Annotated in this window: 20 protein-coding genes and 1 riboswitch; of the genes, 1 reads left to right on the plus strand and 19 read right to left on the minus strand. The window is 57.1% G+C overall.

Features of this window, described 5'->3' with window-relative positions; translation table 11 throughout:
* Positions 1 to 285 precede the first annotated feature (285 nt).
* From FRY98_RS14390 to mobA, 19 genes are all read right to left on the minus strand, one after another.
* Positions 286 to 1,554: a PTS ascorbate transporter subunit IIC gene (locus FRY98_RS14390; RefSeq protein WP_148453027.1), complete on the minus strand. Its 1,269-nt coding sequence runs from the start codon at positions 1,552 to 1,554 to the stop codon at positions 286 to 288.
* A gap of 50 nt (positions 1,555 to 1,604) precedes the next feature.
* Positions 1,605 to 1,895, minus strand: a complete 291-nt coding sequence (locus tag FRY98_RS14395; protein WP_148453029.1) for a PTS sugar transporter subunit IIB — start codon at positions 1,893 to 1,895, stop codon at positions 1,605 to 1,607.
* Positions 1,892 to 3,976 (minus strand): BglG family transcription antiterminator, encoded by a 2,085-nt coding sequence (locus tag FRY98_RS14400; RefSeq protein WP_170287097.1) that lies wholly within the window; start codon positions 3,974 to 3,976, stop codon positions 1,892 to 1,894. The genes FRY98_RS14395 and FRY98_RS14400 overlap by 4 nt, the downstream gene beginning before the upstream one ends.
* Before the next feature lie 163 nt (positions 3,977 to 4,139).
* Positions 4,140 to 5,390: a serine hydroxymethyltransferase gene (glyA, locus tag FRY98_RS14405; RefSeq protein ID WP_148453034.1), complete on the minus strand. Its 1,251-nt coding sequence runs from the start codon at positions 5,388 to 5,390 to the stop codon at positions 4,140 to 4,142.
* Between the two features lie 35 nt (positions 5,391 to 5,425).
* On the minus strand, positions 5,426 to 6,010 hold the full coding sequence (locus FRY98_RS14410; RefSeq protein ID WP_148453036.1) for a TIGR01440 family protein: 585 nt from the start codon (positions 6,008 to 6,010) through the stop codon (positions 5,426 to 5,428).
* Between the two features lie 134 nt (positions 6,011 to 6,144).
* Positions 6,145 to 6,227: riboswitch (ZMP/ZTP riboswitch) on the minus strand.
* Positions 6,228 to 6,277: 50 nt separating this feature from the next.
* A complete protein-coding gene (locus FRY98_RS14415) occupies positions 6,278 to 6,883 on the minus strand; it encodes a low molecular weight protein arginine phosphatase (protein WP_148453038.1) in 606 nt (201 codons plus the stop codon).
* A gap of 68 nt (positions 6,884 to 6,951) precedes the next feature.
* Positions 6,952 to 7,512 (minus strand): manganese efflux pump MntP, encoded by a 561-nt coding sequence (locus FRY98_RS14420; RefSeq protein WP_148453040.1) that lies wholly within the window; start codon positions 7,510 to 7,512, stop codon positions 6,952 to 6,954.
* Between the two features lie 68 nt (positions 7,513 to 7,580).
* Complete coding sequence (locus tag FRY98_RS14425) at positions 7,581 to 8,441, minus strand: DUF72 domain-containing protein (RefSeq protein WP_148453042.1); 861 nt, start codon at positions 8,439 to 8,441, stop codon at positions 7,581 to 7,583.
* A 42-nt stretch (positions 8,442 to 8,483) separates the two neighbouring features.
* Entirely contained in the window at positions 8,484 to 9,641 is a 1,158-nt protein-coding gene (locus FRY98_RS14430) for an L-threonylcarbamoyladenylate synthase (RefSeq protein WP_148453044.1), read from the minus strand.
* A 108-nt stretch (positions 9,642 to 9,749) separates the two neighbouring features.
* Positions 9,750 to 10,406, minus strand: coding sequence for a stage II sporulation protein R (spoIIR, locus tag FRY98_RS14435; RefSeq protein WP_148453046.1), 657 nt, complete (start codon positions 10,404 to 10,406; stop codon positions 9,750 to 9,752).
* A gap of 383 nt (positions 10,407 to 10,789) precedes the next feature.
* On the minus strand, positions 10,790 to 11,980 hold the full coding sequence (locus FRY98_RS14440) for an FtsW/RodA/SpoVE family cell cycle protein (protein WP_148453048.1): 1,191 nt from the start codon (positions 11,978 to 11,980) through the stop codon (positions 10,790 to 10,792).
* Positions 11,981 to 12,144: 164 nt separating this feature from the next.
* Entirely contained in the window at positions 12,145 to 13,029 is an 885-nt protein-coding gene (gene prmC, locus FRY98_RS14445; protein ID WP_148453050.1) for a peptide chain release factor N(5)-glutamine methyltransferase, read from the minus strand.
* Positions 13,029 to 14,096, minus strand: a complete 1,068-nt coding sequence (prfA, locus tag FRY98_RS14450; RefSeq protein ID WP_148453052.1) for a peptide chain release factor 1 — start codon at positions 14,094 to 14,096, stop codon at positions 13,029 to 13,031. Before prfA ends, prmC begins: the two co-directional genes overlap by 1 nt.
* A gap of 258 nt (positions 14,097 to 14,354) precedes the next feature.
* Positions 14,355 to 15,455: a redox-regulated ATPase YchF gene (gene ychF / locus FRY98_RS14455; protein ID WP_148453054.1), complete on the minus strand. Its 1,101-nt coding sequence runs from the start codon at positions 15,453 to 15,455 to the stop codon at positions 14,355 to 14,357.
* A 547-nt stretch (positions 15,456 to 16,002) separates the two neighbouring features.
* Positions 16,003 to 16,548 (minus strand): ECF-type riboflavin transporter substrate-binding protein, encoded by a 546-nt coding sequence (locus FRY98_RS14460; protein WP_225039349.1) that lies wholly within the window; start codon positions 16,546 to 16,548, stop codon positions 16,003 to 16,005.
* A gap of 12 nt (positions 16,549 to 16,560) precedes the next feature.
* The gene (gene fni / locus FRY98_RS14465; protein ID WP_148453056.1) at positions 16,561 to 17,589 is read right to left on the minus strand and encodes a type 2 isopentenyl-diphosphate Delta-isomerase; all 1,029 of its coding nucleotides are present in this window, start codon (positions 17,587 to 17,589) and stop codon (positions 16,561 to 16,563) included.
* 54 nt (positions 17,590 to 17,643) lie between these two features.
* Positions 17,644 to 19,152, minus strand: a complete 1,509-nt coding sequence (gene cls, locus FRY98_RS14470) for a cardiolipin synthase (protein ID WP_148453058.1) — start codon at positions 19,150 to 19,152, stop codon at positions 17,644 to 17,646.
* Positions 19,153 to 19,282: 130 nt separating this feature from the next.
* Complete coding sequence (locus tag FRY98_RS14475; RefSeq protein ID WP_148453060.1) at positions 19,283 to 19,972, minus strand: TorD/DmsD family molecular chaperone; 690 nt, start codon at positions 19,970 to 19,972, stop codon at positions 19,283 to 19,285.
* Positions 19,973 to 20,175: 203 nt separating this feature from the next.
* Positions 20,176 to 20,802 carry a molybdenum cofactor guanylyltransferase gene (mobA, locus tag FRY98_RS14480; RefSeq protein ID WP_148453062.1) on the minus strand — a complete coding sequence of 209 codons (627 nt, stop codon included), beginning with the start codon at positions 20,800 to 20,802 and terminating at the stop codon, positions 20,176 to 20,178.
* A 133-nt stretch (positions 20,803 to 20,935) separates the two neighbouring features.
* Here mobA and FRY98_RS14485 point away from each other — a divergent pair, with 133 nt between their 5' ends.
* A complete protein-coding gene (locus FRY98_RS14485) occupies positions 20,936 to 22,156 on the plus strand; it encodes an MFS transporter (RefSeq protein ID WP_148453064.1) in 1,221 nt (406 codons plus the stop codon).
* The last annotated feature ends 134 nt before the right edge of the window (positions 22,157 to 22,290 follow it).

Genomic DNA, 22,290 nt, shown 5'->3' on the forward strand with positions numbered 1-22,290 from the left:
TGGAAAAGCTCCATCTATTTTGCGGCCCAATTGCTGATATACGCTATTTCAGGCGAATTAGCGGGAGGTTTTCCAGGTAATTCGCCTCTACAGCCGCCCACGCACCAAATTAACGGGAGGAATTCCCTTTAATTGAAACCAAACCATTAGTTGCAGTCCAAGCGTGTGCGTAAGAATCCTTTACACCGCTCGGGTGGCTTTCCCTTGCCCACAACCTGCTGAAAAAGCGCACAGCGGACCAAAACCGCAAAGCGGCCGTCCAAGGGTAAGCCCCTTGAACGGCCGCTATCCCAGCAACCAACCGAATAACTTATGGACCATCACACCGATGACCGAAAAGTCGCTATCGGCGAAGGTCGCTCGTAAATAACCGAGATTGGACAGCAGGGGAATCAGTAATGTCGGAAGCATGGTAATCGCAAACCCATGGCATAGCGAAGCGACGACCAAGCCTTTGCGGCCTCCCATCTTATAGGCGATAACGCCGGCCGTCCCCCCCGAGAAAAAGTGCGGAATTACCCCGGGGATGATCACCGTGTACTGAACCTGGAATAGCACGGCCATCGCCACAAGCCCCCCCGCGAAACTCAGAAGAAAGCCGACCATGGCCGAAAAAGGCGAAAACTTGAACATCACCGGGCAATCCAGAGCAGGGATAGCCCCCGGAACAACGCGGTCGGCAATCCCTTTGAAAGCGGGGACGATTTCGGACAGGAGCATGCGTACGCCCGCCAGGATAACGTAGCACCCTCCCGCGAACCAGGTTGCCTGAATCAGGGAAACGACCAGAAGATGGCGGCCGGAGAACATCTCGGCAATCCCTCCGGAAGAGGCGAACAGTCCCGAAAAAAGGAAGAGGACGAACGTGAACCCTGTGATCACGACCATATGATCCTGAAAAAAAGACCGAAGCCTTTGCAGTCCAGGCGACTCCGGCGGCTCGGGCCCCTTCTTGAACCACGAGGCGATAAACCCGCTTAGAACATATCCGACGCTATTGAAGTGCCCCAGCGCAAAGTCATCGTTTCCCGTCACCCGTCGAACATAAGGCTGGGCGATCAGCGGGGCAAACGACATGCACAAAGCCAAGACCAAACCGCCGCCCGCCATCACCTGCCATAACGGCATGGACATCGAAACCAGAACGCCCGCCAGCAGCGAGGCCATGAACAGCATATGATGCCCCGTCAGAAAGATGTATTTGACCGGAGTCAGACGGGCAATCAAGAGATGGACGATCATCCCGGCCAGCATAATTAGCGCGATCTCTTCACCGTAATTAATCTGGGCCAAAGCGGTAATCGTCTCGTTATGCGGGATGATCCCGATAATTTGAAATCCTTTCTGGATAACCGCCGATAAATTGGATAAGGATGAGCCGGCGGCGTTGGCGCCGATTTGCAGCAAAGTGTACCCGAGCATGGTCTTGATCGTGCCGTGAATGAGCCGTTGAAACGACTGCTTCTGCAGCAGCAGTCCGATAAACGCGATTAACCCGAGCAGCAGGGCAGGTTCCCCGAGTAGTCCCTTGCTGATGACTTGCGTCGCATTCATGGGGTAACCTCCCGTCTAGGTATTCATATCCTTCATTTTTATTTCATTTGTCAGGCGAACCAGTCCCGGAGCGTGCCGGACTCCATGAGCCGGACTTTCAGATGCTGCCGGTCCGTAATGTCCTCCAGTCCGATCAGTTCAGCCGTCCCGGCCAAGTGCAGGGATTCTATAACATAGCTGGAACCTATAATCAGATCCGCATCATAAGCATCCAACGAGGTGATATCCGTATGCTCGATTTGAGCCTGTACGCTCAACTCCTTCATAAGAGCCTCCACATTTAACCGGATCATCAGGCTGGTCCCCAGACCGCTGTTGCAAGCGATGACGATCTTCTTCATTTGCCCTCCTTCTCCCGCAGCCTTCGCCACAGGCCGTCCGCATCCGCGGTTTGCCTCAAATCGGCCATGAACGATTCGTCGTTCATAACCTCCAGCAATGTCCCGAGCGCAGCCACATGCCGCTCCTTATCGATGGCCGCCAGCGTAATAACGAGCCAAACCGGTTGAGCGGAGGGTCCGAACGCCAGCGCCTCGCGAAAGGTCATTAAGCTGAAGCCCGTTGCCGCCACACACTCCGGCATATATACATGGGGAAAGGCCACTCCGGACCGGATGATAAAAGAATGCTTATTGGATTGGATGATTTCGACCAGGGCATCTCCGTATTTTGCGTCCGCAACCCCTTTTTCCATCAGAATCCGATTCCCCTCCCGAACGGCTTCCTCCCACGGAACGGAGGCTAATCCAAGGCGGATGGAATCCGGCGGTAATAACGAAGTAAGGGTATACTCCCCGGCCGGCCGCTTGTCCCGACCGCTTCCGCCCTGGAACAAGTGCAGCAGTTCCTCCAGCAAGCCGTTGCGGTTATGGATATGGGCATTTCGCTCAACCGCCTCGAGAATGTCATTAACCGCTTGGACGGAAGCAGCAGCAGCCGCGGATTCCCCCGAAGGTGCGACACCCAAGAAGCTCGCGATTCGCTTCTGGTCCGATTCGTCGAGAAGCGGGGACACTTTGACCCAGGGCACCTGCAAAGCGTGGCTGATTTCCATCGTGCTGACGATGGCATCCACTTCGCCGATCTTGATGCCTGCCGACTCTTTATACGAGTATGTCCCCACAGCATCAACCTGGGGAAAAACCACGGCCATCCGCCGCTTCAACATGGCCGAAGTGCCGAGGCCCGAACCGCATACGATCGCCACGCGCTTGCGCAGAGGAGCCTGCGGAGGGATCAGCCCGCTCCCGATATGGAGCATAATATAGCCGACCTCGTCCCGATCAAAAAGAACGGACCAGGGTTTCATCACGTCATTTACAACCCGCTCCACCAAATCGAGCAATGTTCCGTACTGGGCTTCCAATTGCCGCATCAAAGGATTTTTCGATTGCAGCCCGAACTTGGCCCGGTAAATGGCCGGCTTCAAATGAATGGCCAATCCCTGGACAATTTGGTCGGATAACTGCAGCTTTCGCCCCAAATCCCGCTCGATACGAACCACCATTTGCTCGGCCAGCTCGACGATCATTTGTTCCTCGGCCGGCAGACTTTGTTTTTGAGCCCCGAGAATATGCTGGGTGATATAACCGATTTCCGCCGCGGGAAGCTTCACCCCAAAATGCTCCTCAATCCGCGGGCCCGCCTCTGTCCTCACCAATTCATACGCATCATGGCCTTTTAGCTCGGACAGGGATTCGGGATCCATTTCGATCGAATGCGTCCCCCGCAATCGTTCCATCGCCATGAGGATGTGAAGAATTAGGGTGGAGTACCCGGCATCCGTAAATTGAACGCCCATTTTCTCCTCCAGGCGTTGCATCGTATCGAACAGCATAGCGGTATCTTCGGTGTTGAACCAATCTTTCCAGGGCGTGATCGGTAACCGCGGTTCCCCATATTCCCGTTGATCCAGAATATATCGGAACAACCGGTCGTCGGTCATCTCGGCGCGCAGCAAACTTAAATAAGCGCTTCGCTTGAGTTTCTCCGCACCCGTGACGCAAAGCACCCCCCGGTCCCGGACCAGGGTTAACTCCCAGCGCTCCAACCGCCGCTTAATTTCGCTTAAATCCTGCAAAAGCGTATTTTTGCTGATCCCGAACTCCTTCATGACCTCTTTGACGGGCAGCTTCGCCTCTTGCAGGAGCTGCTTGAGCAGCAGTCCGATCCGTTGCTTCGCATCCATATAGTCGGGACGCTGCTGCGTCTGCGCGGCAAGCCGTATCGACTGGTCGCTGCCGAGCCGAAGCCGGACACCGGCGGTACGATCGCGCTCCAGGCGCACCCCCCGCTCCATGAGCCAATCCTCCAGCCCCAACAAGTCGTTTCGTACCGTACGCAAAGAGATCCCATACTCCTCCGCCAAATTTTGCAAAGATATATAAGTGGCCCCGTCGTTCTCCATCAATTGTTTGAGCATTCGCTGTTGTCTGCTTGATACCATGTTCTCACCCGGCGGTCATCGTTTTGTATGCGCTATCATAGATTAATTATTGCATATTTAGCTAGCAAGATATAGGGTGTTCTCCGAAAAAAAAAGGCCGACCCGCATCGACGGGTCAACCTTCCGCTAAATCAGGCGCTTATTCGTAGCTGAGTTCCGGATAAATCGGAAATTTATCGGTTAGTTCGACAACTTGCTGACGGGCTTTCTCCAGAGACGCCTCGTCTTTAGGGTTCTTCAGGACCAATGCGATCGTCCGACCGATGACTTTCATCGCTTCCTCGTCCATTCCCCGGGAGGTTACGGCCGGCGTTCCGATGCGGATGCCGCTGGTCACGAACGGGCTGGTCGGATCGAACGGAATCGCGTTTTTGTTGACCGTAATGCCGATCGAATCAAGCACATGCTCGGCGTCCTTGCCCGTGATGTTCAGGTTGCGCGTGTCCACCAGCATCAAGTGGTTGTCCGTGCCGCCTGAAACGATGTTCAGACCTTCCGCCATCAGCGTTTCCGCGAGGACTTTGGCATTCTTGACCACATTCTCCGCATAGGTCTTGAAGGAAGGCTGCAGCGCTTCGCCCAGCGCCACCGCTTTGGAGGCGATCACATGCATCAGAGGTCCGCCCTGCGTACCCGGGAATACCGCCTTGTCGATCGCAGCAGCCCATGGCTGGCGGCACAAAATCAGGCCGCCGCGCGGTCCGCGCAGCGTTTTGTGCGTCGTCGTCGTCACGAAGTGAGCATGCGGCACCGGATTCGGATGCAGCCCGGCAGCGACGAGACCGGCGATATGCGCCATGTCGACCATGAACAAAGCGCCGACATCATTGGCGATGGAAGCGAGCTTTTCAAAGTCGATGACGCGCGGGTACGCGCTCGCCCCCGCCACGATCAGGCGCGGACGGTGTTTGAACGCGGCTTTGCGCACTTCGTCGTAATCGATCAGGAAAGAATCTTCCTGTACGCCGTACGCCACGAAATTATAAAGAAGGCCGGATGCGTTGACCGGGCTGCCGTGCGTCAAGTGTCCGCCATGGGCCAGGTTCATCCCGAGTACGGTATCTCCCGGCTTCAGCGCGGCCAGATAGACCGCCATATTGGCCTGTGCGCCGGAATGCGGCTGAACGTTGGCATGCTCGGCGCCAAACAGCTCCTTGGCCCGGTCGCGGGCGATATTTTCCACGATATCGACGCGTTCGCAGCCGCCATAGTAGCGTTTCCCCGGATAACCTTCCGCGTATTTGTTGGTCAATACGGAGCCCATCGCTTCCATGACCGCTTCACTGACGATGTTCTCCGAGGCGATCAGCTCAATGTTGTTCCGCTGACGCTTCAGTTCCAGATTCATCGCTTCCAATACCGCCGGGTCTTGCTTTTTCAATTGATCCATGTCCATAGTCCCCCTATGTTAAATAATAAACAACTTCAATCACACAACCGCGAATCCCCGTTTTTGGGCAACGCGTATACCGCACGCTCTCCTCCGATCAGCTTCGGACGCGTCCAGGCCGCGTTGACCCGGGCCTTCCCGACATACCGCAGGGTGGGGCGGAAAGGGACCGCGACGCGACGCAGATGCATGCCGACCAAGGTCTCTCCGATATCCAAACCGGCGTGGGCTTCAATGCTTTCGGCCAAACACGGTTCGAACAAGCTGCGGTATGCGACCGCCGCCATCGAGCCGCCGGCCTTCGCTACGGGAACCGCGGCTACCTCCGTAAGCCCGAGGCGCTCCAGCACGGCCCGTTCCACCACAAGCGAACGGTTCAGGTGCTCGCAGCATTGGAAGGCGACGTCAAATCCGTACTTGCGGCGAACCTCGTCGATACCGGCGAACAGCTCGGCCGCAATTTGCTCCGCGCCGCCCGTGCCGATTCGGGCTCCCGCCACCTCGCTCGTGCTCACGCCAAATACGACGACCCGCCCCGGCCGGAGTCCGGCGGCCTGCACCAGCTCCTCCAGGATTTCAGCAACCTGCTCCCGGATCTCTCCGGCGTTTGCCGTTTCCATCGTGATACCCCTTCTTTCCGAAAAATGTCGGTTCTCGTCATACAACTATCCTTATTATACCTAAAACGGCAAGGATATTGACGATAAAGAAGTCCCGCTTACGAAAAAAGAGCATGACGCTACCAACGCGTCTTGCTCTTTGCCCAGGCGACCGGCCGTATATTCCGATGCTCCACCGTGGTTTCATCCACTTTCGTCGCCAGTCACATCGGATCTTCATTTCTAGCTTAAGAATAAAGCATAACCCTCACAAATGCAACCGGCAATTCATCCCCATCCGGTATCGCCGGAATGATCCCGGTCGCTCGCCAGCCTGTCGGCCAACTTCTCCAAAGCCGCCCGGATTTCGGCCGCGGCCCGATTGTAATCTTCCCGCGAACCGCCGAAAGGATCGGAAATATCATATACCGGCAAGCGGTGAAGCAATTCGTTCAATCTGCGCCTAGCCGCGTCGTCCGGCTTTTTCCCAAGCGCCCGGTCCAGTTCCAGCTCGGCCGCCAAGCGCTGCAGCTCTTCCTTTTCAGCCAGTACGTCAGCATTATCCTCGACATATTCCTTCAGCGTATATGTTTTGTCCACCGCCGCCGGAAATGTATACACGATCTGCCGCTTATGCCCTTCCGTCAAGGCTAGAATCAAATCGGCCCATTCGACCAACTCCCCGTGGAGCGAGGTCGATACGATCCGGTCCATGATTCCCTGTTCCTTGAGAACCGATTCCGCATGACGAGACATCGATGATCCATCGCTTGCGGCTACCCCCGCCGAGCGCACCTCGACATCAAGCCCGCGCTCTTTGGCGATTTGGCGCATCATCCCTTCAGCCATCGGGCTCCGGCATGTATTTCCCGTACATACAAACAAAATCCGCATTCGCTAGTCACCTCCGTCAAAACGCCATAGCCCTTCATCTCACTTCGGTTCGGATCAGTGTTATTGTATCAAAAGATAAACAGGAGTCCAAACGTGAATAGTATCGAGCCGCCGGCCGCCTCGCCATATTCTCCGAACTTCGGGCCGACGCTACGTCCGAGAGCCAGGCCCATCAGGGACATCAATCCGCCGCAGATCCCGAAGGCCAGCACCGTCAACAGCAAGTCGGAACGAAACATCCCCAAGGAGACCCCGACGGAGAAGGAATCGATGCTCACGCTCAGCGAGAAAAGTACGACTCCCCACAAAGTTCGGTGGTCGATGGATTGAAACCCGCTGCCCTTCACGGAACTGAAGATCATGTGAGCGCCCAAAAGCAGCAGCAATCCCCCCGAAGCATACCGCGCCAGATGACCGAGCAGGTCGCCGACATACTGGCCGGCGGAAATGCCGATTAAGGGCATGAGGATATGAAAAAGAGCCACCGTCGCGCCAATGCGGACCGCATCCTTTCTCCCTACCCCTTTCATTCCGATGCCGACGCCGAGCGAAAAAGCATCCATGCCCAAGGCTACGGCCATCAGCAGAACCGTCATCCATTCCCCCAATCGGGCAAAAGCCTCCGTCATACCTGCACTCCCCCATGTCCAAAAACTACTTGTACAACCATATGCGGACAATGGGCAAGTCATGATCGTTATTCGGTTTCGCCAAACAAATCAAGCTGCTGAGGCGGCAAGCCCGCCGTTTCCAACCCTAAGAGATCCATCATTTCGAGCGCGTTCGGAGCGGCGTCCCCGCCGGAATTATTGTTAAAAATCATACAGATCTCCCGGGTGCCCTTCTCTTCCAGCATCGCCAATTTATCGCGCCAGTCCGACAGCTCATCGCGATTGTACCGGTACAAATTGCGAACCTCCCGCCAATTGGGCGCGCCGCCCTGCAGCCAGCCGCCTTCGTTTCGGCCGTGAAGCCGGACGATCGTCAAGTTCGGGTCGGTCGGTTCCAAGACGGCGGGAACCGAACCCTGTCCTACCTGGGGTTCATCGCAAATAATGTGAATCCAGCCCTCGTCCCGCATGAAGGAGATCGTGTTGTCGCGCACCCCGGCGGCATACCAGCTCTGATGGCGGAATTCCAGGGCCAAAGGAAGGTGCCCCATCCATTTTCGGACCGCGCGCAGGCGCCGGATATGGTCGGCGGTACAATCAAACCAGGGCGGAAATTGAAACATGACGGCTTTCAATCTGCCCGATTCCACCATCGGGCGAATCGAATCCAGGTAAGCCTGAAACATCTCACCCGGCCCGCCGTAGGGGCTTTTGCCGCGGTTGTGCCCGGTCATGCCCCGGTAAGCCTTCAAGATAAAGGTGAAATCGGCCGGCGTTTCGTCCAGCCATTTTTGGTAAGTGTGCTCGCCCAGAACGGCATAGAACGAACTGTCCACCTCGACGATCGGAAAATGCCTCGCATACAGCGACAATTTCATTCTGGCCGGAGTCCCCGGCGGATACAGCGCTTCGTGGTCTCCCCAGCCGGTCAGCCCGATCGATATCATTTCCCCTTCGACCTCCCTCCGTTAAGGATATCCGATATCTCCCTACACCTTTATTACCTTTCCGCCCGCCGCTTTAAGCAGGCGGTTCATCACGGCGGCGCCGAGTCCTTCCCGCGGGCAGGACTCGGCCAGAATGAAGGTGACGCCGTCGTCGTCGAAGCGGCGGAGCGCCGCGTAAAGACGATGCGCCGCCGTCTCCAGCGCCGTCAGGCTGCCGAGCGAAAGCACGCAGTCGGCGCGGTAGAGCGGAAGGTGCTCGTCAAAGGCGAGCACGCCCGTGACCTCCCCGCGCGCCTTGGCCGCGTCGAGCTCGGCCTGGATGGCGGCCGCCACCCGCTCCGGGGCGGCGCCGGTCACCACACGCAGCGCCCCGCGGGGGGCGTAGTGCGTGTACTTCATGCCCGGCGAGCGCGGCGCCGGCATGTCCTCGTCGCGTCCGCCCGCCTCCGCGGCGCTTTGCAGGGCGGCGTCCAGTCGCACGTCCGCCGCATGGCGGGCGAGCTGCTCCGCCGTGATCCCGCCGGGGCGGAGCACGGTCACGATGCCGTCGTCGCCGGCCACCACCACCGTCGACTCGAGGCCCACCCCCGTGGGCCCGCCGTCGACGATACCGTCGATACGGCCGGCGAGATCGTCCCCGACGTGGCTGGCCAGCGTCGGGCTCGGACGCCCGGACCGGTTGGCGCTAGGGGCCGCCACCGGGCACCCCGCTGCGGCGATCAGCCGCAGCGCGATGTCGTGGGCCGGCATCCGCACGGCCACGGTGTCCAGCCCCGCCGTCACGCGGGGCGAGACGGCGCCGGGGGCCGCGGGCAGCACCAGCGTCAGCGGCCCCGGCCAAAACGCATCCATCAGCCGCCGCGCCGTCCCGTTCACCTCCGTGACGAGGCCTTCCAGCTGGCTGAGGTCCGCGATATGCACGATCAGCGGATTGTCGGACGGCCGCCCTTTAGCGGCAAACACCGCCTCCACCGCCGCCGTGTTCCGCGCATCTGCGCCGAGCCCGTAAACCGTCTCGGTCGGAAAGGCCACCGTTCCGCCCGCCGCCAGCACCCCGCCCGCTTCCGCCAAGCCCTGCTCCGCTTCCAGGCGCGCCTGTACCTCCGGGGTTGTCCCATCTATTAAAACGGACACATCCCACCAGCGCGTGCGCCGGGATTGCCCCGCTTCCTCATTCGGTAAAAACTGATGATGTTCCATAAGCAAACCGTCCCAACTTTTTTTAATATACGAACCCTTCTATTATAACCGAAACAAAAACCGCGCAGAGCCTCCATCTGCACGGTTTGCTTTGATACCCGTATATTTTTATCGAAACAGCCCGGCGATCCAATCCCACAAGCGCACCAGCATATCCCACAAAAAGAAACGCACCTTCGTCTCCCCAGGCTCGGCCTGAACGGGCTGATCCGCTCCTCCCTTGGCAGAGACCGCCTGGCTTCCCTGACCGTTCTGCAGCGCATCCCCGCTTCCCGCATCGACAAAACACAACGGCGGAAACAAAACGCACCACCAGTTCTTGCCGTTCCCCTCTCCCAAAGTAACGCGAAGCGCCTCATAGTCCCCCGCGGGATAAACCGCGCCCCCGTACATTTTCGTCGGAAAAGGAACCATCCCCAGTTCCACCTTATAGCCGTACTTTTTTCCGCTTTCCGCCAACGTTTCCCCGACCCGCTCCCCGATTTCGTCCAGATGCTCCCGGATCACGCCGCGGGCGGCTTCCAGGCTTTGCGGGTCCTCAAGCTCGCCGACCCAGGCGTTCATCTGCTCGACCACCGCATCGCGTACCCGGCGTTTGACGATTTGATCGCCCACGCCATCCGAATGGGCCAAAATCCGCAGCCGGATCGATTGCTGGGGAATCGCCCCTTCGGCCGCCGCCGAATCTATTTTTTGCCCCTCCCAGGACATCAATAAAATCATTAAACTGAAGATAATAAGTCCATATTTTTTTCCCCGCCGCATAGCCCTTCCACTCCCTGTACTCTATGATGTCTATCAGTATGTCCGTTCAAGAGAGAAGTAAACCTATGAATCTATGAAATCGCAAGGCGATGCGAGGCCGTGGAAAAAACGTCCACCAGTCAAAGACAAAACCTAAATCTGTCTTTTCAAAAGTGGACAAAGATACATCCCCCATCCCGTACCCGTAAAAAGAATTTTTGCGACGAGGACGAGTTAAAAGGTTCCATAGTTACCCTGCATCTCGGGGCGTGACGCTGTCACTATACGAAAAGAGGGCATCCCTCGTCATTCAAGATGACTTACGGGACACCCTCCGGACAAACCTTCGTTCTCGGACTTCCGAACAGCACGGGTCTCTGAGCATTTACCGGTTTCCGAGCATTTTACGGGTTTTGCGATTTGACCCGCGTGTAACGCGTTGTCGTAAGCGGCTGATCTTCTTCCGCCTCATGTCCATGGATCCGAATACTCATCGCTACGCCAATGCAGGCCATGTTGATCAGCAGCGAGGTTCCTCCGTAACTGACGAACGGAAGCGTGATCCCGGTCAAAGGCATCAGGCCGATAAACATGCCGATATTTTCAAACACCTGGTACAGAAACATCGCGACGATCCCTACGATGACATAAGGTCCGCTTCGGTCCCGACAATCCAGGGATATTAAAATGAGCCGATGAATCAGTACAAAATAGAGCAGCAGGAGCACCGAACTCCCGATAAATCCAAATTCCTCGGCAATCACCACGAAGATGGAGTCGGAATACGTCAGCGGAACCCGTTCCGACTGGACGGTCTCCCCTTGCAGGTATCCCTCGCCGGTCATTCCCCCGGAGGCGATCGCCAACTTGGCGTTTTGCGTATGGTAGATCGCGTCCCTTGAAGCCTTCTCCGGCATCAGCCAGGGATCGATCCGCGCCATCCAGTGAGCCCGCCCGATCTCTTCGAAAAATTTGTAAACTTGTTCGTGATAAACCTTATAAGCGGTGATCCCCCCGAATACCGAGCCGGCAAAGAGCACCAGGGCGATCAAGGCGTGGGTATATTTGATGTTGCCGATCCACAGCATCCCGGCCAAAATGACGAGGTAGCTGAGCGCATTCCCCAGATCGTTTTGAGCCATGACGAGCACAAACGGAATAAAGGTCACCAGCAGGATCGGCACCACATCGCGCCAAAACATCAGCTTTGGTTTTCTTTTTCGGAGGAGCATGAAGCCCAGAAACAGGACGAGCAGCAGTTTGAAAAATTCCGCCGGCTGGAAACTGAGCCCCCCGGGCAGCGTAAGCCAACCGGTCGCATTGTGGTACGTATTACCGGCAAACATCACGACGATGAGCAGGCCGATACCGAACGAGTAAATATAAACCGCATATTTGATAAGCAGTCTGAAATCTATCAGGGACACGGAAAAGAACACCGCAAACCCCAGTAAATAATAGACGAACATCCGGATATGATAGCCGTCGTATTTTGTTCCCGAAGTGGCGCTGTAGAGCACCGCAATACTGATTCCCATCAGAAGCAGCAGGATGAACACGATTGTAAAGTCGATTTTTTTAAATTTGGTCAGCATTTCCTCTGTCCTCCGCCATCCTGATTTTATCCTCTTCCCATTGTATAGGAATTCTCCGGTTAAAGTCTATTGGGCGTTCTGCCCAATCCTTCCGCGGAAAATTTGGATACGGGAGTATGGTGAGGCCGCTTTTTACGGTCCGGTGAACGAAAAAGCACCGCCCTTTAGGCGATGCCCAATACGTGCCGGTCGATACCGGCCAGATCCGGGATCGTCACGATCTCGCTCCAGCAGCCGGCTTGGCGCAGCAGCTCGGCGATCTCGCCGGCCTGCCCCATCCCGAGCTCGAAGCCGATCAGCCGGGGCGGACGGGGCAGCAGCGGCAGCTGCGCCATCATGGTCCGGTAGGGCGCCAGCCCGTCCGGACCGCCGTCGAGCGCGCCGCGCGGCTCGTGGTCGCGCACTTCCGGCTGCAGGTGCGCGATCGTATCCGCCGGAATATAAGGCGGATTGCTGACCACGATGTCCAGCGGCTCGCCCGCAAACGGTTCAAGCAGGTTGCCCTGCTTGAACGCGACGTCCAGGCCGAGCCGCCGGACATTCTCCTGCGCCACCGCGAGCGCTTCCGGCGAGATATCGCTCGCCGAAATGCGCCAGGACGGGCGCAGGTGGGCCAGGGCGGCAGCGATCGCGCCGCTGCCGGTGCCGATGTCGGCGGCCTGCGGAGCGCCGCCGGGCCACAGGCGATCGGCCGCCTGGACGATCGCCTCCACGAGCAGCTCCGTTTCCGGACGGGGAATCAGGACGGCCGGCGTGACCTTGAAGGTCAGGCCGTAAAAATCCTGTTCCCCGATAATATACTGCGCCGGCTCGCCCGCCGCTTTGCGGCGGATGACCTCCTCCCACTCGGCTTTGCGCTCAAGCGGGAACGGATCGCGCAGGGCGGCCAAATACGCCGCGCCCTCCAAACCGAGCACATGCCGCAGCAGCAGCTCGGCATTCGACTCCGGCTCGGCCACGCCGCGCGCCGCTAAAAAAGAGGAAGCCTCTCTGCGGGCTTCCGAAATATTCAGGTCTCCAGATAACACATATCCGTTACCGTTCAACATTATTCTCCTTTATCCATCAGTTCGGCCTGTTCCGCCAGCGTCAACGCCGAGACGATTTCCTCGATCTCTCCGTTCATGACTTGATCCAGCTTGTGCAGAGTCAGTCCGATCCGGTGATCCGTCACCCGGCTCTGCGGGAAGTTATATGTCCGGATCCGCTCGCTGCGGTCCCCGGTTCCCACTTTACTCTTGCGTTCGCCGGCATATTTCGCTTCCTCTTCCTGACGCTTCATATCGGAAATCCGCGCCCGCAGCACTTGAAGCGCCTTTTCCTTATTCGAGTTCTGCGATTTGCCGTCCTGACAAGTCGCTACAATGCCAGTAGGAATGTGCGTAACCCGGACCGCCGATTTCGTCGTGTTGACGGATTGGCCGCCCGCGCCGCTCGAGCAGAACGTGTCGACGCGAATATCCTTGTCGAGAATTTCCACGTCGACTTCCTCGGCTTCCGGCATCACCGCCACCGTCGAAGTCGAAGTGTGAATCCGCCCGCCGGACTCCGTGGACGGAATCCGCTGCACGCGGTGAGCGCCGCTCTCATACTTCATCTTGCTGTACGCGCCGCGGCCGTTGATCATGAAAATAACCTCTTTAAAGCCGCCGAGGTCGCTTTCATTGACGTCCATGACTTCCACTTTCCACCCCTGCGTATCCGCATAACGGGTGTACATGCGATAAAGATCGGCCGCAAACAGCGCCGCCTCATCGCCTCCGGCCGCCCCGCGGATTTCGACGATGACATTCTTGTCGTCGTTCGGATCTTTCGGCAGCAGCAGAACGCGGATTTTTTCCTCCAACTCCTGTTGGCGCCCCGTAAGGTCTTCGATTTCCATCTTGACCATTTCGCGCATTTCGTCATCCAGTTTCTCGGCCTGCATCGCTTTTGCGGCTTCCAGTTCTTCGATGACCTGCTTATATTCGGTATACGCCTCATAGGCCGGCTGTAAATCGGATTGTTCTTTGGATAAATCCCGAAGCTTCTTGGTATCATTGGCCACATCCGGGTCGCAGAGCAGCTCGCTCAGCTTCTCGTACCTGTCAGCCAGGGATTGCAGTCGGTCCAACAAAGGAAGTCACCTCTCTCTATGACAATTTTCGCGAAGAAAATAATCGATGATTTGTAAAAATGATTTTTAGGTAAACAACATAACATTATACCATATAGCCATACGATTGAACAGAGGGGATGCGCCCCGTGAAATCATGGCCAGGAGGTCTCCGGGTCCGTATAAAAAAAGCCTGCCGCAACAGCGGCAGACTTGTGATCGGCGGCGCCCGCTTGCTTGAAAACGGAGTTGCAAGGGGCCCGCTTGCCCATCTTTGCCCTACACGTTAAACCGGAAATGCATGACATCGCCGTCCTGCACGACGTACTCCTTGCCTTCCAGGCGAAGTTGTCCGCGTTCCTTGGCGGCATTCATCGAACCGGCGGCAACGAGATCGTCATAGGATACGACCTCCGCGCGGATAAAGCCGCGCTCAAAGTCGGAGTGAATGACGCCCGCCGCGGCCGGCGCTTTCGTCCCCTTGCGGATCGTCCAAGCGCGGACCTCCTGAACCCCGGCGGTAAAATACGTATAAAGACCAAGCAAACGGTATGCCGCTTGAATCAACCGGTCCAGGCCGGACGCCTGCAATCCCAGCTCTTCCAGGAACATCGCCTTGTCCTCGCCTTCCAGCTCGGCGATTTCCGCCTCCACCTTGGCGCTGATCGGCACGACCTCGGCATTTTCCGCGGCCGCGAAATCCCGGACCTGCTGTACGTAAGGGTTGCTGTCCGCATCGGCCACGCCGTCCTCGCTGACGTTAGCCGCGTAGAGTACCGGCTTCAGCGTCAACAGATGCAAGTCGCGGATGATCAGCTTCTCATCGTCGGTCAGTTCCACGCTGCGCGCCGGTTGATCGTTGTAGAGCGCTTCTTTGATGCGTTCCAGCAATTCCACTTCCTGCGCGTATTGCTTGTTGCCGCCCTTCATATTTTTGCGGGAGCGCTCGATCCGCTTCTCTACGCTGTCGAGGTCCGCCAGGATCAGCTCCAGATTGATCGTCTGAATATCGCTGATCGGGTTGATCTTGCCGTCCACATGCGTGATGTTCTCGTCTTCAAAGCAGCGGACCACGTGAACGATGGCATCGACCTCCCGGATATGGGCCAAAAACTTGTTGCCCAGCCCTTCGCCCTTGCTCGCGCCGCGCACCAGTCCGGCGATGTCCACGAACTCAAACGCCGTAGGCACGGTGCGGTTCGGCACGACCAATTCGGTCAATTTGTCCAGGCGCGGGTCAGGGACTTCCACAACCCCAACGTTCGGATCGATCGTACAGAAGGGATAGTTCGCGGATTCCGCCCCCGCCTGCGTAATTGCGTTAAACAACGTGGATTTTCCGACGTTCGGAAGGCCCACGATTCCAGCCTTTAAAGCCATATCTATGACAACTCCTCATTCTTGTAATTGCTCATCTTCTTCAACCATAGTACCTATCCCCCGGGCAGATTTCAAGAACACCCCGAAAATTACGGTAAAATCCGGCCAACTCCGCATTCGGCAACACATCATTCAGCCACAGCATTCAGTCACACAGCATTCAGTCACACAGCATTCAGTCACACAGCATTCAGTCACACAGCATTGGGCAACCCACAATTCGCCCCCCCCCCAATTTGACGCCCCCAATTCGGCTGCGCCTGCCATTCGGGAAAAGGGAGGCCCCTACCTAAACCTGCAACTAAGGGGTTGGTTCGAAATAAAGGGAATTCTTCCCGTTAATTTGGTACGTATGCGGCTGCAGAGGCGAATTAGCTGGAAAATCTCCCGTTAATTCGCCTGAAATTGTGTATTTTGGCAATAGGGCCGCAAAATAGATGGAGCTTTTCCAGCTAAATCCGATCGAGAGGCCAAGAGCGGGACATTAACGGGAGATTTTCCCGTTAATTTAAGCGCAGCCCGGAAGGAGCCGCCAGCCGCCCCACGTTCAAAACGCCGCGGACTTGTGCCGGTTGCCGTACGCCCAGACCGCCGGGAGACCCAGGACGATAAAGACGAAGACGTTGGCGATTCCGGCCGAAATCACCTGAGTAATAGCGATTTCATCGGGAAATTTCATCACATAGATATCGAACCAGCCCGTAAAGGCGAGCGCCCCGAAAATGCCAATCACCCCGAAGATAAGCAATATTAACATATGGCCTTTACGGATCCTCCCGGCTTCCGGATCGAAATCCCTCGCGAAATAGACAAGGCCCATGCAGGCGCCCGTGATGCCCGAGGCCAGGGCCCAGCCCCAGGACACCTCGCTGGCGAAGATCAAATCGTTGATGACGTGTCCGGTAAACCCGGCAATCAGACCGGAAAACGGCCCGAAAATCGCGCCGAATATCGCCAACAAAGCGATGGCCGGCCTGAGATCGGTATCCGGCACGATCGGGATGCCGATCCAGCTCGTTAATCCGTACATCACCGCTCCGATCGCCGTACCCGCGGCCATACGCCGGTTCCATTTCCAAACGGATGCTTTCACTGGCTTGTCCCCCTACTCGCGCCGGACCAGGCGCGGCGTATTCCGCAGCGCCGCCACCGTCCCGGCGCCGACCCCGAACATGGCGGTGCGAAGCTCCAGCTCAACGCGCTCCAAGAGCGCGTCGAGCCGCTCCTCCGAATGCACCGCCGGTTCCAGCAGCGCCCGGCCGAACCCGGCCAGGTCCGCGCCAAGCGCCAGCGCTTTGGCGGCGTCCACGCCGGTGTTCAGGCCCCCGCTGCCGATCAGGGCGGCGTCCGGCACCGCCGCCCTTACCTCGCGGATGCATTCGGCGGTGGGGATGCCCCAATCCGCGAACGCTTCCGCGGCCGCGCGGCGCACCGGATCGGCGCTGCGGAACTTCTCGACCTGGCTCCAGGAGGTGCCTCCGGCGCCAGCTACATCGACGAAGGCCACGCCGGCTTCCCGAAGCCGTTTGGCCGTCCCCCCGTCGATGCCCCAGCCGACCTCCTTGACGCCGACCGGGACAGGCAGCGTCCGGCAGACCGCCTCGATCCGGGCGAGCAGCCCGCCGAAAGCGGTGTTCCCCTCCGGCTGGAACACTTCCTGCAAGCTGTTCAAATGCAGGACCAACATGTCCGCTTCGGCGATCTCCACGGCGCGCCGGCATTCGTCCGCGCCGAAGCCGTAGGCCAGCTGGACCGCGCCCAGATTGGCGATGATCGGGATGCTCGGCGCCTTGCGCCGGACCGCGAACGTGGGAGCGAGCTCCCCGCGTTCCACCGCCGCGCGCACCGAGCCGACGCCCATCGCCCAGCCCCGCCGCTCCGCCGCTTCCGCCAGGCGGTCGTTGATTTGCCCGGCGAGCTCGCTCCCGCCGGTCATGGAGCTGATGAGCAGCGGCGTCCGTACCGGAGCGCCGAGGAACGTCGTTTTCAGGCTGACCTCCTCGAAATTCAGCTCGGGCAGCGCATTATGCCGAAACCGGTATTTTTCGAAACCGGTCCGGATTCCTTCGCCCTCGACCCGCTCCTCCAGGCAAATACGGATATGTTCGGACTTGCGCCCGGATGTGTCCGCCATCTTTTTTCCTCCTTAAAATTACGCTCTTCCGCCGAAAACGGCCGCTTGCCCCTCTTACAACAAGGGGGACATCAGCCTTGCGGCCGATTCCATCAACCGGACGACGATTTTCTTCTTCATAAAGGCCTTCCTTTTAATTCGGGTCGTCGACAGCAAATCGCGCTCGAAATCTTGGACGATTTTGGAAATACTGTCGGCCTGGACGAGCAGGACGTTGACCTCGAAATTCAAGTGAAAGCTGCGCATGTCCATATTGGCCGTTCCCACCGTCGCCACCTCGCCGTCCACAATCAGCAATTTGGAGTGCAGAAAACCCTTCTCATACTCAAAAATCTTCACCCCGGCCTCCAAAAGCGACGGAAAATAGGAGTGGGAAGCGAGAAACGGCAGCCACTTGTCCGGCTTGGCCGGAAACAGGATCCGCACGTCGATGCCGGATAATGCGGCTACCCGTAATGCCGTCTGAATATCCTCATCCGGGATAAAATACGGCGTTGCCAGCCAGACCGACTTTTTGGCCGAAGTAATCATGGCGAAGAAAATGTTCTTCAGCGCCTTGCTCTCGTTGTCCGGGCCGCTCGGTATAACCTGTACCGCACCGCTGCAGCCCTGCTCCATCTCCGGGGACAAATATTCGACGTCCATGATCCTTTCGCCGGTCACATACTGCCAGTCCTGCAGAAAGATGACCTGCATCGACCGCACGGCCTCCCCTTTGACGAGCATATGGGTATCGCGCCAAAAGCCGTAGGTTTTGCTGCGGCTCAAATATTCGTCCCCCACATTCAGCCCGCCGATGAAGCCCGTATTTCCGTCGATCACGACGATCTTCCTATGGTTGCGGTAATTCACCCGGCTGGACAAGGCCAGAAAGCGCACCTCGCCGAAAATGCCCACCTTGACCCCGGCCTCCCGCAATTCGTTCACAAACGATTTCGGCAGCCCCAGGCTTCCGACCGCATCGAACATAAAGCGGACTTCCACCCCGGCTTTCGCCTTTTCGATCAGCGTCTTCTGGATTTCCCGGCCGATGTCGTCCGCTCGATAAATATAGTATTCCATATGAATGTGATGCTGCGCTTTTTTCAATTCCTTTAGCAGCGTCGAGAACGTTTCTTCCCCGTTGGTCAGAACCCGCGTACGGGTAGCCATGGAAAACGGAGTCCTGGCGATCCGCTGCGACATTTGCAGCAGCCGCTGCTGTCCCGGCGTAAATTGCGACAAATCCCGGGGCAGCATGCTTCCGTTATGATCGATACGTTCGTAGCTTTTCCGGTCCTCCTCCGCTTTCTTATCGAACTTCCGCCGTTTGAAATAGTTTTGCCCCAGTAAAAAATACAGGATCAGACCGACGACCGGCAGCAAGGCCAGCACCAAAATCCAGGCCATCGTGCTGGAAGGATTGCGATTTTCCATAAATATGGCGAGACCGATGGTGACAACGGTCAAGGTTTGAAATATACTGACGAGCATCCCCCCGAACTTTCCGAACACCCCGAAGCCGAAAAAATAGAAAGCAAAGAGGATTGCCGCGATTAAAATAATTTGTAGTCCCCGCCTCATCGTTGTACTCCTTTTCTATTCTGCACGTTTCTCCCTTCCATTTTACATGAAGCTTGAGTTTCTTCCTACTGTAAGACAAAAAAAGGCCGGGCGAGTTCAGTCCCGCCCTGCCTTTCTCTTCCCCGTCTTCCTATTCCAGTCTGCTCCGCCACAGGTGAAGCTGTTCCAAATCCATTTCCAGAAACTCCACGAGCAACTCGGCCAGCCCCGTATATAGCGGGCTCTCCGTCGCATCGGCCAATTCGGCGGCAAAGCGGGGAGCCCAGCGCATGAGATGCGACTCCAAAAAGGAAATCTGCACCCGAATCAAGTCCCGGTCATGTCCGGGCAGGCTTGATCTGTCCAGCATTTCCTCGCTAAGCACAGCCATAAACTCCAGCTCCAAAGCGATATGATCGTCGCTCTCCCCCGAGAGCTTGTTAAATACCACACTGTTCTCCAAATAGAATTCCCGAATCTCGGCCAAGCAGGAAAAGGCGCTGACGCCTTCTACTTTGGCGCGAAACAGACTCTCGCGGGCGGTTATCACCGCCTGATGTCCCACGAACAACCGCCTGTATTCTTCCGCTTCATCGGCAAACACCGAACGCAGCTCTTCCTCGCGGATTTGCCCCAGATACTCCTTCAGCCTCTTCCCGCCCCGGCTCATAGGAATCACCGGGCTCTTCCGCTCCACCCGATTCCGCCATTGAGCGATCAAGGACATGCGCGGGGGACGGCTCAAAAAATCCATCAGCAACTGATATACCCAACCTCGGAGTTCCAACCAGCGCGCCTGTTCTTCCGGAATGTCCATCGGCTTCTTGTACAGTGTGGTCATATCGTCATCTCCCTGCTTATATAGCTTGACACAACAAATGTATTCGACTGTTAAAAAAAGATGACTTCCTGTCAACGGAAATCATCTCTCATTAATCAAACCGACACATGATTAAGGGGGATCATGCATCTTCCAACCTTATTATACCTCAAAATGTAAGCGCTTCATGCGTTATTTTTGACAATCTCTCAACATCTTCCTTACTAAACTTCTTCGCCAGGCGGGGATTCCGCCCATGCCAAAGCTTGCCGATAGTCTTCGGGCCGGTTCATGTTGAAAGGAATCCGCTCCGCGGGAATGCCCGCCGCTCGGGCCATGGCCGCCCCGTCCGGATAGTCGGCCTTCAGGCCTTCGGTCCAGCGGGTTAGCTTGAGCTGCCCCTCCTTCAGCGTCCGTTCCAATCCCGGGAGTACGCTTCGGCGATAAGCCGCAAGCAGCGGCTGTTCCCTTCCTTCCACGACCGGAATCACAGCCTCTTTGCCTTCCTTCTCCGCCTGCAAGGTCCGTTCGGCCAGCCAGCGGACGGCTTCCCGGCCGGCAAACGGCATATCGCACGCCACGACTACGGACCAGGTCGTCGCTGCCGCCTTTAACCCCGCGTGCAGTCCGGCCAACGGACCCGCGCCGGGGAACGTGTCGGAAATCATCTCCGCCTCCAAATAGGAGTATGTCTCTTTGGGCCCTCCTGCGATCAAGACCGTTTCCGTTACTTGGCTTAATTCCTTAACGAGCTTTTCGATGACCGGGATACCCCCGATCGGCAGCAACGCCTTGTTTCGGCCCATTCGACTTGATCGCCCTCCGGCAAGAATAACCGCTGTTATCGCCATTTTACAGCCTCCCCAAAATCTAAAAACTGGCAAAACAAAAAGAAGTTGGTTTGTATCCCCTTTCAGGTGTATGTTACATTGAGGACATAGTCATTTTTGCGCTTCACACCAAACTGGAGTCGGACAGAAAGGAATGGCACTCTTGCGGGACAAAACCCAACCCTATTCCACAATAAAACTGCCACTCGGGCTGCTTAACTTTTTCACTTACGGCACCATGGTCATCTTTGCCGCGTTCTTTCAATTATATTTGCTGGACATCGGCATGGACAAGCTCGAAATCGGCAGTCTGATGGCGGCCGGGCCGCTCGTTTCCCTGCTGGCTCACCCCTTTTGGAGATCTTTGAGCGATCGCGGGCGAAATATCCGCGTGATGCTCTTAATGATGATGGTTGGCCTGCTGATCGTCGGCCATCTTGTTTTTAAAGTGAACACCTACCCGATGCTGTATTTGTCGATGATGCTGCTGTTCTTTTTCCAGACCCCTCTGCTGGCTCATACGAACAGTCTCACCTTGGGGTATATCGAGGACATGGGGCAGAAATTCGGAGCCTACCGGTTATGGGGCTCTCTGGGATGGACCTTCGTCGCCCTTACGGCCGGACCGATCATCGACAGCGTCGGGCAAAACGGGATCTCCCTCCTGTTCAGCGTAACTTTGATGCTGGCGATCGGGTCCGCGCTTCTGCTGCCGACGATCCGCAAGACGACGAACACGCCGATCGTGACGCCCGTCCAAATTCGCCGGACGCTGCAAAACAAATACTTTGTCGCATTCGTTCTGTTCGGAGCGCTTGTCGCTTTGCCGAACGCCGTCAACAGCATTTTTTTGCCGCTGTTTATCAGCGATCTCGGAGGAAGCCGGTTTCAAATCGGCGTTGCGTTCTTTCTCTCCACCTTATTCGAGGTGGGCGCTTTCGTCCTGCTGAATCTATTTTTGAAGAAAAAGCTGACTTACCTCATGGGCTGCCTTACCGTGGTAAGCCTGCTGTTTGCGCTGCGCTGGGATCTGATGGCCGGGGCGACAAGCCCGGTGCAGGTCATCCTGATCCAGGTGCTGCACGCCGTTACCTTCGGCGGCTTCTTTCACGTCGGCACCCGCCTGACCGCCTTGCTGCTCCCGAGGCCGCTTCGCTCCGCCGGACAGGCGGTCTACACGGTGGCTCTCAGCGGCATCACGGGTATCGTCGCGGGGCTGCTCGGCGGCTGGATTTTTCAAAACTTCGGGCCTGTGGTGATGTATAAAATGGGGGTCATTCTTACGGTCATCGGAGCCATCGGCTTTGGCCTGATGTGGAACCGTCTCGGTAAAAACGGATACCCCCCGGCCTTCCCGCAGACCGAAGAAGATTAACCTGAACTTGCCCGGTACCACCGCCATAAAAAAACAGGCCGGATCGCGTTACGCCCGCCCTAAGTGGACGGTTACGCCGCTGATTCCGAGCCTTTAATTTAAGTCTATATTATGAAATGCTTTTCAGATCAAGC

It is taken from the genome of Paenibacillus faecis (assembly GCF_008084145.1).
In the GTDB taxonomy this organism is placed as follows: Bacteria; Bacillota; Bacilli; order Paenibacillales; family Paenibacillaceae; genus Fontibacillus; species Fontibacillus faecis.